Source organism: Streptomyces sp. V3I8 (assembly GCF_030817535.1).
Lineage (GTDB): Bacteria > Actinomycetota > Actinomycetes > Streptomycetales > Streptomycetaceae > Streptomyces.
Genome location: NZ_JAUSZL010000002.1, coordinates 3,334,998 through 3,348,984, shown reverse-complemented (window position 1 = coordinate 3,348,984; position 13,987 = coordinate 3,334,998). Strand labels below are relative to the sequence as shown.

The 13,987-nt window shown below is 72.3% G+C and carries 13 protein-coding genes; 9 read left to right on the top strand and 4 right to left on the bottom strand.

All coding sequences use genetic code 11. From position 1 onward, the window contains the following. Positions 1 to 10: 10 nt before the first annotated feature. Entirely contained in the window at positions 11 to 709 is a 699-nt protein-coding gene (locus tag QFZ75_RS14585; protein WP_307537136.1) for a S1 family peptidase, read from the top strand. A 41-nt stretch (positions 710 to 750) separates the two neighbouring features. On the opposite strand, the gene QFZ75_RS14580 is transcribed toward QFZ75_RS14585, so the two are convergent. Both QFZ75_RS14580 and QFZ75_RS14575 read right to left on the bottom strand, forming a co-directional pair. Then, entirely contained in the window at positions 751 to 960 is a 210-nt protein-coding gene (locus tag QFZ75_RS14580) for an acyl-CoA carboxylase epsilon subunit (protein WP_307537134.1), read from the bottom strand. Between the two features lie 26 nt (positions 961 to 986). Next, the gene (locus QFZ75_RS14575; protein ID WP_307537132.1) at positions 987 to 2,585 is read right to left on the bottom strand and encodes an acyl-CoA carboxylase subunit beta; all 1,599 of its coding nucleotides are present in this window, start codon (positions 2,583 to 2,585) and stop codon (positions 987 to 989) included. 176 nt (positions 2,586 to 2,761) lie between these two features. On the opposite strand from QFZ75_RS14575, the gene QFZ75_RS14570 reads away from it, so the two are divergent. Next, entirely contained in the window at positions 2,762 to 3,682 is a 921-nt protein-coding gene (locus QFZ75_RS14570; protein WP_307537130.1) for a biotin--[acetyl-CoA-carboxylase] ligase, read from the top strand. 291 nt (positions 3,683 to 3,973) lie between these two features. Further along, positions 3,974 to 5,287, top strand: a complete 1,314-nt coding sequence (locus QFZ75_RS14565; RefSeq protein WP_307537128.1) for an adenylate/guanylate cyclase domain-containing protein — start codon at positions 3,974 to 3,976, stop codon at positions 5,285 to 5,287. A 147-nt stretch (positions 5,288 to 5,434) separates the two neighbouring features. Here the strand turns inward: QFZ75_RS14565 and QFZ75_RS14560 are convergent, their stop codons facing one another. Beyond that, positions 5,435 to 6,298: an enoyl-CoA hydratase/isomerase family protein gene (locus QFZ75_RS14560; RefSeq protein ID WP_307537127.1), complete on the bottom strand. Its 864-nt coding sequence runs from the start codon at positions 6,296 to 6,298 to the stop codon at positions 5,435 to 5,437. A 128-nt stretch (positions 6,299 to 6,426) separates the two neighbouring features. On the opposite strand from QFZ75_RS14560, the gene QFZ75_RS14555 reads away from it, so the two are divergent. The 4 genes from QFZ75_RS14555 to QFZ75_RS14540 all read left to right on the top strand — a co-directional run bounded on the left by QFZ75_RS14555 (position 6,427) and on the right by QFZ75_RS14540 (position 11,355). Continuing rightward, complete coding sequence (locus QFZ75_RS14555) at positions 6,427 to 7,569, top strand: sensor domain-containing diguanylate cyclase (protein WP_307537125.1); 1,143 nt, start codon at positions 6,427 to 6,429, stop codon at positions 7,567 to 7,569. Between the two features lie 64 nt (positions 7,570 to 7,633). Continuing rightward, entirely contained in the window at positions 7,634 to 9,172 is a 1,539-nt protein-coding gene (gene hutH / locus QFZ75_RS14550) for a histidine ammonia-lyase (protein ID WP_307544478.1), read from the top strand. 191 nt (positions 9,173 to 9,363) lie between these two features. After that, entirely contained in the window at positions 9,364 to 9,567 is a 204-nt protein-coding gene (locus QFZ75_RS14545) for a cold-shock protein (protein WP_006126182.1), read from the top strand. A 156-nt stretch (positions 9,568 to 9,723) separates the two neighbouring features. Next, a complete protein-coding gene (locus tag QFZ75_RS14540; RefSeq protein WP_307537124.1) occupies positions 9,724 to 11,355 on the top strand; it encodes a DEAD/DEAH box helicase in 1,632 nt (543 codons plus the stop codon). 199 nt (positions 11,356 to 11,554) lie between these two features. Here QFZ75_RS14540 and QFZ75_RS14535 read toward each other — a convergent pair whose 3' ends face one another. Next, entirely contained in the window at positions 11,555 to 11,929 is a 375-nt protein-coding gene (locus QFZ75_RS14535; RefSeq protein WP_307537122.1) for an LPXTG cell wall anchor domain-containing protein, read from the bottom strand. A 110-nt stretch (positions 11,930 to 12,039) separates the two neighbouring features. Here QFZ75_RS14535 and QFZ75_RS14530 point away from each other — a divergent pair, with 110 nt between their 5' ends. Then, positions 12,040 to 12,381, top strand: coding sequence for a hypothetical protein (locus QFZ75_RS14530; protein WP_307537121.1), 342 nt, complete (start codon positions 12,040 to 12,042; stop codon positions 12,379 to 12,381). 209 nt (positions 12,382 to 12,590) lie between these two features. Continuing rightward, entirely contained in the window at positions 12,591 to 13,862 is a 1,272-nt protein-coding gene (locus tag QFZ75_RS14525; RefSeq protein WP_307537119.1) for an Ig-like domain-containing protein, read from the top strand. Positions 13,863 to 13,987 lie beyond the last annotated feature (125 nt).

The window sequence follows — 13,987 nt, the reverse complement described above, 5'->3', positions numbered from 1 at the left end:
CGGAGGGCCCATGAGACGCTCGCGCACACCTCTGGCGATCCGCGCCGCGGCCGTGATGGCCGTGGTCACCCCGCTGTGCGGCCCGGCCCCGGCGACCGCAGCCCCTCGCGTGCCCACGGTCCTCGGCGGCACCGTCCTCCACGGTTCCAACGGGGCGCAGTGCGTCGTGGGCTTCAACACCACCGGAGGCGCGGGCCGTCACGCGGTGACGCTGGGGCACTGCGCGGGCACCCCGACCACCCCGACCACCCCCACCACGTGGTTCGCCGACAGCTCACGCACCGTCCAGGTCGGCGTCTCCGCGGGCGGCTCCTTCCCCGTCGACGACTACGGAGTGGTCCGCTACACCACGTCGGCCCTGGTCCTTCCCGGCGAAGTGACCCTGGGCGGGGGAGCCGTCCAGGACGTGACCGGCTCCACGAGTCCCGCCGTCGGGCAGCGGGTCTGTCATGTCGGCCGGACGAGCGGCCTCCGCTGCGGGACGGTGACCGCGGTCAACGCCACGGTCAACTTCGCCGAGGGCGCGGTGCACGGCCTCTTCCGCTCCACCGCCTGCACCGAGGCCGGTGACTCCGGAGGACCGGCGTTCTCCGGCACCCTGGCTGTCGGTCTCGTCGTGGGAGGCAGTGGCAGCTGCGCCTCCGGCGGCGTCACGTACTACCAGCCCGTCGCGGAGGTGCTCGCGCGGTTCGGCCTGAGCGTGTACTGAACCGCCCGGGGGCGGGGCGGGCACCTGCCCGCCCCGCCCGGCTACGCCGGCCAGAAGCTGCGGGTCCAGGCGGTGGGCCCCGGGGCCGGCAGGTGCCTGCCCGCCACCCGGGACGGGTCCGACCAGGCGTCCCCCTCACGGTCCGCGCCGGGCGGGGGCGCTGCCGCCGCCGCGGCGCGGGCCCGGACCACCGCCAGGGCGGCGGCCAGTTCCTCGGGGGTCGGGTTGCCCCGTACAACCTTGATGTTCATGACCGCTCCCGTTCTCGACCGGCGTGCTAGAGGGGGATGTTGCCGTGCTTCTTCGGCGGCAGGGACTCCCGCTTGGTGCGCAGCGCCCGCAGACCGCGTACGACGTGCGAGCGGGTGTCGGACGGCAGGATCACGCCGTCGACGTAGCCGCGCTCGGCCGCCGTGTAGGGGTTGAGGAGCGTGTCCTCGTACTCCTGGATCAGACGGGCCCGGGCGGCTTCCCGCTCGCTCTCGGGGATGGCGGCGATGGTGCGCCGGTGCAGGATGTTCACCGCGCCCTGCGCGCCCATCACGGCGATCTGCGCGGTCGGCCAGGCGAGGTTGAGGTCCGCGCCCAGGTGCTTGGAGCCCATGACGTCGTACGCGCCGCCGAAGGCCTTGCGGGTGATGACCGTGATCAGGGGGACGGTCGCCTCGGCGTACGCGTAGATCAGCTTGGCGCCGCGGCGGATGATGCCGCTGTGCTCCTGGCCGACGCCCGGCAGGAAGCCCGGCACGTCCACGAAGGTGAGGACCGGGACGTTGAAGGCGTCGCAGGTGCGCACGAAGCGCGCGGCCTTCTCGGAGGCGTCGATGTCCAGGCAGCCCGCGAACTGCATCGGCTGGTTGGCGACGACGCCCACCGGACGCCCCTCGATGCGGCCGAAGCCGGTGAGGATGTTCGGCGCGAACAGCGGCTGCGTCTCGAAGAACTCGGCGTCGTCCAGGACGTGTTCGATCACCGTGTGCATGTCGTACGGCTGGTTCGCGCTGTCCGGGATGAGCGTGTCCAGCTCGCGGTCCTCGTCCGTCGGCGTCAGGTCCGCCTCCTCGGGGAAGGCGGGCGGCTCGCTCAGGTTGTTCGACGGGAGGTAGGAGAGAAGCGACTTGACGTACTCGATCGCGTCCTTCTCGTCCCCGGCCATGTGGTGGGCCACGCCGGAGACCGCGTTGTGGGTGCGCGCGCCGCCCAGCTCCTCGAAGCCGACGTCCTCGCCGGTGACCGTCTTGATGACGTCGGGCCCGGTGATGAACATGTGCGAGGTCTGGTCGACCATGACCGTGAAGTCGGTGATGGCGGGGGAGTAGACCGCGCCACCGGCGCACGGGCCGACGACCAGGCTGATCTGCGGGATCACGCCCGAGGCGTGCGTGTTGCGGCGGAAGATCTCGCCGTACATGCCGAGCGCCGCGACGCCCTCCTGGATGCGGGCGCCGCCCGAGTCGTTGATGCCGATGACCGGACAGCCGGTCTTCAGCGCGAAGTCCATCGCCTTCATGATCTTCTGCCCGAAGACCTCGCCGAGCGCGCCGCCGAAGACCGTGAAGTCCTGTGAGAACACGGCGACCGGACGGCCGTCCACCGTGCCGTAGCCGGTCACCACCCCGTCCCCGTACGGGCGGTTGTCCTCCAGCCCGAAGTCCGTCGAGCGGTGCTGCGCGAACTCGTCGAACTCGACGAAGGACCCCTCGTCCATCAGCAGCTCGATCCGCTCACGGGCCGTCAACTTGCCCTTGGCGTGCTGCTTCTCGACGGCGCGTGCCGAGCCGGCGTGCGTCGCCTCGTCGATGCGGCGCCGCAGGTCCGCGAGCTTGCCCGCGGTGGTGTGGATGTCGGTCTCGTGCTGCTGTTCCGGCTCGGACATCGGGATGCGGCTCCCTGCCTGCTCAGTGGGGACGTGAAAGGGGGTGCTCGGAGTGGGGTGCTCGGAGCGGGGCTCGGAGATCGGGTGCTCAGAAGGGGGGATGGCTACTCATCCGTAGCGTAGTGGGGTGCCTACCGTTCGGCAGTGCGGCGTTTACCACACCTAGGGTGGGTTGCATGACGCCGCGAGACGACTCAGACGCGAACAGCAATCGGTGGTCCGACCTGGACCGTCCGCCGCTCAACGGCATGGCGCTGCGCCGCGCGCTCGTGCGGGACGGCGGGCTCTGGTCCGACGTCCAGGTGGTGGCCCGCACCGGTTCCACCAACTCCGACCTCGTCCGCCTCGCCACGGACGGCAAGGCGGAGGAGGGCGCGGTCCTGGTGGCCGAGGAGCAGGACGCCGGACGGGGACGCCTCGACCGGCGGTGGACGGCGCCCGCCCGCTCGGGCCTGTTCTTCTCCGTCCTGCTCAAGCCCGCCGGGGTCCCCGTCGAGCGCTGGGGCTGGCTGCCGCTGCTCACCGGGGTCGCGGTGGCCACGGGGCTGTCGCGCTCGGCCGGAGTGGACACCGCGCTGAAGTGGCCGAACGACCTGCTGGTCACGGTGGAGGGCGCGGAGCGCAAGGCGGGCGGCATCCTCGCCGAGCGCGCCGGGGCCGACGCCGTCGTCGTGGGCGTCGGCATCAACGTCACGCTCCGCGCGGACGAACTGCCCGTGCCGGGCGCCGGGTCGCTCGCCCTCGCGGGAGCGGTGACGACGGACCGCGACACGATCCTGCGCTCCGTCCTGCGTTCACTCGAACAAGAGTTCGTGAAGTGGCGCGACATGCGGGGCGATCCCGCCGCGTCCGGCCTCCAGGACACCTACGCGGCGGGCTGCGCGACGCTCGGGCGCCGGGTGCGGGCGGAGCTGCCCGGCGACAGGTCGATCACCGGGGAGGCGGTGGCCGTCGACGGCGACGGGCGGCTGGTGCTGGCCACCGAGGAGGGTGTGCAGCAGCCGGTGGGGGCGGGCGACATCGTGCACCTGCGCCCGGCGGACGCCTCGCCGGATGCCCCGGCGGACTCTCCGGCGGACTCCCCGGACGGCGAGTGACGGACACCGGGCGGGTGACGGGCGGGTGACGGGCGGGCCCGGCCGGGAGAACCGGGCGCAAAGTGACGGAAGGGCCCAGCGGGGTACGTGGGGGAGGCGTGCCTGTTCGCGCTGGTGGTGAGCGCGGGACGTACCCGGGCCGTACGTCAGGGTGCGGTCCGCCGGAGGCGGGTGTACGGCAGGGGGCCACGGGCCGTCCGGCCCCGGCAGTCGGGAGTGAGCCACAGCACACCTGCCGTAGAGTTGAGCCCGGTCGATACCTGACCGCGGCAGATCGGAAGGGCAGCAGGCGTGACGGTCGACGACAGCGGTTCGGGCACGGGTGACCCCGCCTCCGACGGTGAGCCGGGGCGTACCTCCGGGTCTGTCGCCGACACGGCGGCCGCACGGGTCGACCGGCCCGAAGCACGCGCGCGCGTGGAGCGCGTGGAGAAAGAGGAACAGCACCCAGTGGACGCGCAGGACGGCCGCCCCGACAGTCCCCCCGAGGGCCGTACCGACAGCCGCACGGACGGTCGTACCGACAGCCGCACCGATCAGGCCGGCGCCGAGTCCGACGAGGACGACCCGCTGGCGCTCCGGCTCGAACAGCTGATCCTCGGCGCCGAGCGGCGCTACACCCCCTTCCAGGCGGCCCGCAGCGCCGGCGTCTCCATGGAGCTGGCCTCCCGTTTCTGGCGGGCCATGGGCTTCGCCGACATCGGCCAGGCCAAGGCGCTCACCGAGGCCGACGTGCTGGCCCTGCGGCGGCTGGCCGGTCTGGTGGAGGCCGGGCTGCTCAGCGAGGCGATGGCGGTCCAGGTGGCCCGTTCCACCGGCCAGACCACCGCCCGGCTGGCCGAGTGGCAGATCGACTCGTTCCTGGAGGGCCTCACCGAGCCGCCCGAGCCGGGCATGACGCGCACCGAGGTCACGTATCCCCTCATCGAGCTGCTGCTGCCCGAGCTGGAGGAGTTCCTGATCTACGTCTGGCGGCGCCAGCTCGCCGCCGCGACCGGCCGTGTCGTGCAGGCCGCGGACGACGAGGAGATGGTGGACCGGCGCCTCGCCGTCGGCTTCGCCGACCTCGTCGGTTTCACGCGCCTGACCCGGCGCATGGAGGAGGAGGAGCTCGGCGAGCTCGTCGAGGCCTTCGAGACCACCGCCGCCGACCTGGTCGCCGCGCACGGGGGGCGCCTCATCAAGACTCTCGGCGACGAGGTGCTGTACGCGGCCGACGACGCGAGTGTCGCCGCCGAGATCGCGCTGCGTCTCATCGAGACCATGGCCAACGACGAGACGATGCCCGAACTGCGGGTCGGCATCGCCTTCGGCACGGTCACCACGCGCATGGGTGACGTGTTCGGTACGACCGTGAACCTCGCGTCGCGGCTCACGTCGATAGCGCCGAAGGACGCCGTCCTGGTCGACGGGGCGTTCGCGGAGGAACTGATCCGGACGCAGGACGCGCCCGCGTCCGAGGCCGTGGCGGTCGAGGAGGCCGTCGCGGCGGAGAAGGAGGGCGAGGAGCCGCCGGTGTACCGCTTCGGCCTCCAGCCGATGTGGCAACGGGCGGTCCGCGGCCTGGGCGTGGTCGAACCGTGGCTGATGAGCCGGCGGGGCTGAGCCGGGCGCTCGGCGGGGACCGGCGAGGACCGGTGCGCGGCTGTGGGCCGCCCGTGGCCGGCCGCGCGGTTCCCCGCGCCCCTGAGAAGCGGGGCTGCGCCCCGGCTTTCCGTCCGGGCCGCAGCTCCGCTTCTCAGGGGCGGGAAACTACTCCCCGGGCCACTGCGGCCGCCGCTTCTCGTTGAACGCCGCGACCCCCTCCGCCCGGTCCCCCGAGAACGCCACCGACCGCCACGCCGCGTCCTCGACCTCTAGCCCCGCCCGCAGGTCGAGCCCGTGCCCGAGCCGCAGCGCCCGCTTCGCGGCCCGGAGCCCCACGGGCGAGTTCCCGGCGATGCGCGAGGCGAGCGCGAGCGCGGCCGCCCGGTCCTGGCCGTCGGAGACCAGTTCGTCCACCAGCCCCAGCTCACGCGCCTCCACCGCCCCCACCCGCCGCGCCGAGAAGATCAGCTCGGCGGCCCGCGCCGCCCCCACCCGCCGCGGCAGCAGCTGGGTACCGCCGCCCCCGGGGATGACGCCGACCGACACCTCGGGCAGACCCACCACGGCCGTGCCGTCCGCCACGATCAGGTCGCAGGCGAGGGCCAGCTCGAACCCGCCCCCGAGCGCGAACCCGTGCACGGCGGCCACGGTGGGCATCGCGAGCTCCAGCACGCCGGTGTACGCGGCCCGCGCGACCGGCCGCTGGCGGACCAGCTCGGCGTCCGTGAGGGAGTTGCGCTCCTTGAGGTCGGCGCCGACGCAGAAGGCCCGCTCATGGGTCGAGGTCAGCACCACCACGCGTACGTCCCGGTCGGCGGCCAGCGCCTCGCACGCGGCGGCGATCGAGCGGGCCATCGCGGACGACACGGCGTTCATGGCCTTCGGCCGGTCCAGGGAGAGCTCCGCGACGTACGGGGCGGGGCGCCGCACGGCCACGTACTCGCCGAACCGCCGCTCGGCGCCCGGCCCGCCCTGCCCGTCCGGCCCGCCCTGCTCCTCCGGGCCGTCCGGCCCGCCCTGCTGCGTCATGGCACTCTCCCGGTCCGGTTAACGTGGGTTAACTTCCGGGCCCGATCATTCCAGCCGGCCGTCGCCGGGGGAAGGCCCGCCCTCTGCTCGACGTCTCAAAGTCGTACAAAACTACCTAGCATAGTGTGATGGGTGGTGACGATGTGCGGCTGAGGGCCGTGGTGGCGCTGGCGCAGGGCATGGCCGCCGCGCACGCCCCGCACGAGTCGTGGCGCGCGGCGGCGGACGGCGCCTGCCGGGCGCTGGGCGGGAGCTTCGCCGCGCTGTCCGTGTGGGAGCGGCAGCTGGGGCGGCTGCGGGTCCTGGTGAACACGGGGGAGCGGGCCCCGGGCGAGGAGGAGTTCCCGGAGTCCGAGACGTACCCCGTGCACCGGTTCCCCGAGATCACCGAGTTCCTGCACGAGCGCTGGGTGGGCGGCGGCGAGCCCAACGCCTGGGTCGAGACGGCGGACGGCCCCACCGCGGGACGCGCCGAGTACTGCCACCAGAGGGTGGCCGCGCTCAGACGGCGCGGGCGCGGCTGCTGCGTCGTCGCGCCGATCGTCCTGCACGGCCGCGCCTGGGGGGAGCTGTACGTCGCCCGCCCGGCCGGCGCCCCCGTCTTCGGCCGGGCGGACTCCGACTTCGCGACCGTCCTCGCCTCCGTGGTCGCCGCCGGGATCGCGCAGACCGAACGCCTGGAGGAGGCCCGCCGGCTGGCCTTCACCGACGCGCTCACCGGCCTCGCCAACCGCCGGGCCGTGGACGTGCGGCTGGAGGAGGCCGTCGAGTGCCACCGCGCCCGGGGGGCGGTCGTCAGCCTCGTCGTGTGCGACCTGAACGGGCTCAAGCGCGTCAACGACACCCAGGGGCACGCCGTCGGCGACCGGCTCCTGGAACGCTTCGGGTCGGTGCTGTCCCTGTGCGGCGCCATGCTGCCCGGCACGCTCGCCGCCCGCCTCGGCGGCGACGAGTTCTGCCTGCTGGCGGTGGGCCCCGCCGCCGACGAGGTGGTCCGCGTCGCCGACGAACTGTGCCGCCGCGCCGCCGAGCTGGAACTCGGCGAGGGCGTCGCGTGCGGGGTCGCCTCCACCGGGGACCCGCTCGGGCCCGTCCGCTCGGCCCGCCGCCTCTTCCGCCTCGCCGACGCGGCCCAGTACCGCGCCAAGGCCGTACGCGCCACGAAGCCCGTGGTCGCCGGCCGCGAGGGCCCCGACGACCCCGTCGTACGCCTCGCCGACGCGCCCCCGCCCGCGGCGGCCGACCGCCGGAGGTTTCGCGGTCGGCGGTAAGGGCCCCACCCGGCATTCGCTAGTGACATCGCCGCATTCACTGCGTACGCTCCTGAATATGGATATGCACACTGTGGTGGTGGGGACGGCCGGGGTCACCGCGTCCGACGTGCTGGCCGTGGCGCGCGGGGGCGCCCGGGTCGAGCTCTCCGGCGAGGCGCTGGCGGCGCTCGCCGCGGCCCGCGAGATCGTGGAGGCCCTGGCGGCCAAACCGGAGCCCGTCTACGGCGTCTCCACCGGCTTCGGAGCCCTCGCGACCCGGCACATCAGCCCGGAGCTGCGGGCCCAGCTGCAGCGCAACATCGTGCGCTCGCACGCCGCCGGGATGGGACCGCGCGTCGAGCGCGAGGTCGTCCGGGCCCTGATGTTCCTGCGGCTGAAGACCGTCTGCTCCGGCCGCACCGGCGTACGGCCGTCCGTCGCGCAGGCCATGGCCGACGTCCTCAACGCCGGCATCACCCCGGTCGTCCACGAGTTCGGCTCGCTCGGCTGCTCCGGCGACCTCGCGCCGCTCTCGCACTGCGCCCTGACCCTGATGGGTGAGGGGGACGCCGAGGGCCCGGACGGCGAGGTCCGCCCGGCCGGCGAACTGCTCGCCGCGCACGGCATCGAGCCCGTCGAACTGCGCGAGAAGGAGGGCCTGGCCCTCCTCAACGGCACCGACGGCATGCTCGGCATGCTGCTCATGGCCCTCGCCGACCTCGACACCCTCTACAAGTCCGCCGACATCACGGCCGCCCTCAGCCTGGAGGCGCTCCTCGGGACCGACCGGGTCCTCGCGCCCGAACTGCACGCCATCCGGCCGCACCCCGGCCAGAGCGCCAGCGCCGCCAACATGCTGGCCGTGCTCAAGGGCTCGGAGCTCACCGGTCATCATCAGGACGACGCCCCGCGCGTCCAGGACGCGTACTCGGTGCGCTGCGCCCCGCAGGTCGCGGGGGCCGGCCGCGACACCATGGCCCATGCCCGGCTGGTCGCCGACCGCGAGCTGGCCGCCGCCGTCGACAACCCGGTCGTGCTGCCCGACGGCCGGGTCGAGTCGAACGGCAACTTCCACGGCGCCCCGGTCGCGTACGTGCTGGACTTCCTCGCCGTCGCCGCGGCCGACCTCGCCTCGATCGCGGAGCGCCGCACCGACCGGCTCCTCGACAAGAACCGCTCGCACGGCCTGCCGCCCTTCCTCGCGGACGACGCGGGCGTCGACTCCGGCCTGATGATCGCCCAGTACACGCAGGCCGCCCTGGTCAGCGAGATGAAGCGGCTCGCGGTGCCGGCCTCCGCCGACTCCATCCCGTCCTCCGCGATGCAGGAGGACCACGTCTCGATGGGCTGGTCGGCCGCCCGCAAGCTCCGTACGGCCGTCGACAACCTGGCCCGGGTCATCGCCATCGAGCTGTACGCCGCCTCCCGCGCCGTCGAACTGCGCGCCGGCCTCACCCCGGCGCCGGCCTCGCAGGCCGCCATCGGCGCGGCCCGGGAGGCCGGAGTGGCGGGCCCGGGCCCGGACCGCTTCCTCGCCCCGGACCTCGCCGCCGCGGACGCCTTCGTGCGCGGCGGCCACCTCGTCGCGGCCGTGGAACCCGTGACGGGTCCGCTGGCCTGACGGGAATTCGCTTCGTACGGGCGGGGCTGTCGTGTCTGTCACAGCAGCCCCGCCACATCGTGTGCTAGGGTTCATAGCGAAACGTTTTTGGTACCCATTAACTTGTGCGCCTGAAAGGATTCTCTCTCAGGCGCGTTTTGTTTTTCCGGTCATTTCCGGATGGGAGCCACACCTATCCAAGGAGAAATGACATGGCTACTGGCACCGTGAAGTGGTTCAACAGCGAAAAGGGCTTCGGCTTCATCGAGCAGGACGGCGGCGGCGCCGACGTCTTCGCCCACTACTCCAACATCGCGAGCTCGGGCTTCCGTGAGCTGCAGGAGGGCCAGAAGGTCTCCTTCGACGTCACGCAGGGTCAGAAGGGCCCGCAGGCGGAGAACATCGTCCCCGCCTAATTCAGGGACGCGCAGTACGCGAGCCGGGGCTCGCACCTTCGGGTGCGGGCCCCGGCTTGTGCTGTCCGTGTGTCCCGAGCACGGGGGACCGTGGGAACACGGAAACCGTGAAAGCACGGGGAACCGTGCGGCCCAGGAAGGAATTCCAGATCCAGCATGACTCGATCCGAACGTCCTGAACGACCCTCCGGCGGGCGACCGGTGAATTCCCGGGGTTCCCGCGGCTCTCGTGGCACACGCGGCGCGGGCCCGGCGGCCCCCGCCAACGGCGGCGGCAGGAACGCACGCAAGAAGCCCGTCGCGCAGGCCGCCCCGCCGCGCGAGTTCACCCTGCCGCAGACGCTCACGCCCGCGCTGCCCTCCGTCGAGTCCTTCGACGCGCTGGACATGCCGGCCGCGCTCGGCAAGACCCTCAGCGCCCAGGGCGTCACCGACCCCTTCCCGATCCAGGGCGCGACGCTGCCCAACTCCCTCGCCGGGCGGGACATCCTCGGCCGGGGCCGCACCGGCTCGGGCAAGACCCTCGCGTTCGGCCTCGCGCTGCTCGCCCGCACGGCCGGCCGGCGCGCCGAGCCCAAGGCGCCGCTCGCGCTGGTCCTGGTGCCCACGCGTGAACTCGCGCAGCAGGTCACCGACGCGCTCACGCCGTACGCCACCGCCGTGAACCTGCGGCTCGCGACGGTCGTCGGCGGGCTCTCCATCGGCAAGCAGTCCGCCCTGCTGCGGCGCGGCGCCGAGGTGCTCGTCGCCACGCCCGGACGGCTCAAGGACCTGATAGACCGGGGCGACTGCACCCTCGCGCAGGTCGGGATCACCGTCCTCGACGAGGCCGACCAGATGGCCGACATGGGCTTCATGCCCCAGGTCACGGCGCTCCTCAACCAGGTCGAGCCGGGCGGCCAGCGCATGCTGTTCTCGGCGACCCTGGACAAGAACATCGACAAGCTCGTACGGATGTACCTCACGGACCCCGTCGTGCACTCCGTCGACCCCTCCGCGGGCACGGTGACGACCATGGAGCACCACGTGCTGCACGTCGCCGACGAGACCGACAAGAAGGCCGTCGCGATGCGGATCGCCGCCCGCGACGGACGCGTGATCCTCTTCGTCGACACCAAGCGCTCGGCGGACCGCTTCACCAAGCGGCTGCTCGCCAGCGGCGTACGCGCCTCCGCCCTGCACGGCGGACGCTCCCAGCCGCAGCGCACCCGCACGCTCGACCAGTTCAAGACCGGCCTGGTGACCGCCCTCGTCGCGACCAACGTGGCGGCGCGCGGGATCCACGTCGACGACCTCGACCTCGTCGTGAACGTCGACCCGCCCACCGACCACAAGGACTACCTGCACCGCGGCGGCCGTACCGCCCGCGCGGGGGAGTCCGGCAGCGTGGTCACGCTGGTCCTGCCGGAGCAGAAGCGGGAGATGACCCAGCTGATGGTCAACGCGGGGATCAGCCCGCACACGGCCCGCATCAGGTCCGGCGACGACGAGCTGGTACGGATCACGGGGGCGCGGGAGCCGTCCGGGGTCCCGGTCGTCATCCCGGTCCCGGAACAGGCCGCCGCCCAGCCGTCCCAGGGGAAGCCGCGGGCGCGGCGCGGTGGCGGTGGCGGTGGCCGCGGTGCGGCCACCGGCGGCACGCGGTCCGCGACCGGTACGCGGTCCGCCGGCGGTACCGGCGGGGGCACGCGTGGCCGCGGCGGTGCGGGTGCGGGAACGCGTGCCGGCAGCGCCGGCAACCGCGGGACGCGGGGCGGACAGGGCGGCGGCGGTCGAAGGTCGGCCTAGGAGAGCACCGTCGCCTCGATCGAGAGATCGTCGGTGACGGTGACGGTGACGGTGAAGAGGAAGCGGACCCGCACCGGCCGCACCGCCGGCCGCACCGGGTCCTGCGCCGCGGTCCTCGGCGCTCGGGCGGGGCGGACGAACAGCTCCCGCAGGAACCTGTCCGCACCCTTCGGAGGCGGCCGGCAGGGCGTTCGGTGCTTCAGTACCCGGCCATGCGCTCCCGGCGGATCGAGAACACCACGAACCCCGCCCCCAGGCCCAGGAACAGCGTGCCGCCCGCCACGTACGGGGTCGTGTCGAAGCTTCCCGTGTCGGCCAGTCCGGTGTGCCGGCCGGCCGGGGTGCTGTCGGTCTCGGTCGTGGTCGTGCCGGTGGCGGACCGTGCCGACGCCTGTGACACCTCCGACGTGCCGGACGACGTGTGTGCCGCGGTGCGGACCACCGTGGTCGTCGCCGTCCGTGTTCTGTGCTGCGCGGGCAGGTCGTCCGTCGCCTTGGCGGACGGGACGAACCACAGGGCACCCAGGAGGGTCCCCGCGGCGGTGGCGGTCAGCAACGATCGACGTGCGGACACGGAATATCGATCCCCTTGTGACGCTGGCGAATTGGCCGTGTGGGGTGATGTTAGTGAAAGGTGCGGGTCACGGGAAAGTCACGGCGGCCATGAGTCGTACGATCCGGGGTATGAGCACACCTGAGACAGCACGTTTTGTGCGGTTGAACGTCGAATTGGTCATCGAGATCGACGACGAGAACGCCCTCACCAAGGCCGCACTGGAGCGTATGGCCGGGGACTCCGAGATCCCGGCCGAGGAGCGGGCCGACGCCGAGCGTACGGTGACGGAGGACACGGCCGAGGCGCTCGCGTACCTCGTCGACCCGTTCGACCTGATCGGCGACGTGCCCGGGGTCGAGCTCGCGCAGGCCTCGTGGAGCAGCGAGGAGATCGACTACGACCCCGATTCGCCGGACTGGGACCTGGACGAGGATGATGACGCCTCGGACGGGGAAGTGACGACCGGCTGACACCGCTGGGAAAATCGTGACCCCGGGCGGCAACCGCCACCCGGGGTTCCGTCGTCTCACGGGACGCAGTGACCGACACCCGCACCGGACGTGTCCCCGCGGAGCGACGTGGTGTGCCCCACACCTGTGAAGGATGTGGAACGGGACGAAGCGGTCGTAGCGTTTGAAGGTGTTACGGGGACTCTCGTGTTTTCGGGGATTCGGCAACGATGGAGAAGCGTGTGATGACGGACAGTAAGCGGCGCAGGGGCCTGACGGTCGCGTCCGCACTGCTCGGCGGGGTGCTGGTGCTCTCTGCGTGCAGCGGAGGGAGCGACGAGAACCCCAAGGGCGAAAGCGAAGGTGACGGCTCCTCGCAGTCCAAGGTCGACGAGGCGGCGGCCAAGGAGACCTCCGAGGCCCAGATCAAGATCACGCCCAAGGACGGCTCCGACAACGCCTCCATCAACAGCGCCGCCGCGGTCACCGTGACCAAGGGCACGCTGAGTGAAGTGACCATGAAGACGGCGGCCGGTGCCGCCGTCGCGGGCGAGATATCCGCGGACAAGAAGAGCTGGAAGCCCAGCGGCCAGCTGGAGCGTGCCACCGCCTACAAGATCGCCGCGACGGCCAAGGACTCGGACGGCCGCGCCGCCCACGAGAACGCGTCGTTCACGACGGTCTCCCCGGCCAACAGCTTCATCGGCAACTTCACGCCCGAGGACGGCTCCACCGTCGGCGTCGGCATGCCGGTCTCGATCAACTTCGACAAGGCGATCACGAACAAGGCGGACGTCCAGAAGGCGATCACCGTCTCCTCCACCAGCGGCCAGGAGGTCGTCGGCCACTGGTTCGGCGCCAACCGCCTGGACTTCCGCCCCGAGGAGTACTGGAAGGGCAACTCCACCGTCACCCTGAAGCTGAACCTCGACGGTGTCGAAGGTGCCTCCGGTGTCTACGGCGTGCAGCAGAAGACGGTCACCTTCAAGATCGGCCGCAACCAGGTCTCGATCGTCGACGCCAAGACGAAGACGATGAAGGTCACGCAGGACGGCAAGACCATCAGGACCATCCCGATCTCCGCGGGCGCTCCGGAGAACAAGACGTACGAAGGCCGGATGGTGATCTCCGAGAAGTTCAAGGAGACCCGGATGGACGGCTCGACGGTCGGCTTCACCAAGGAAGACGGCAAGGGCGAGTACGACATCAAGGACGTCCCGCACGCGATGCGCCTGTCGACCTCCGGCACGTTCATCCACGGCAACTACTGGGGCGCCAAGTCCATCTTCGGCAGCGTCAACACCAGCCACGGCTGCGTGGGCCTGTCGGACACCAAGGGTGCCAACGACACGAACTCCCCGGGCGGCTGGTTCTACAGCCACTCGATCGTCGGTGACGTGGTCGACGTGCGGAACACCGGTGACGAGACCATCGCCCCGGACAACGGCCTCAACGGCTGGAACCTGGACTGGGCGGCGTGGAAGGCCGGTTCGGCCGTCTGATCCGAACCCCCGTACGCAGGAGGGCGGTTGCTCGTACCGAGCGGCCGCCCTCCGGCGTTCCCACAGCGTGCTGAGAGCCCGCTTCCGGGGTCCGCACAGCCTTCTCATCCTTCTCTTATGCGGGG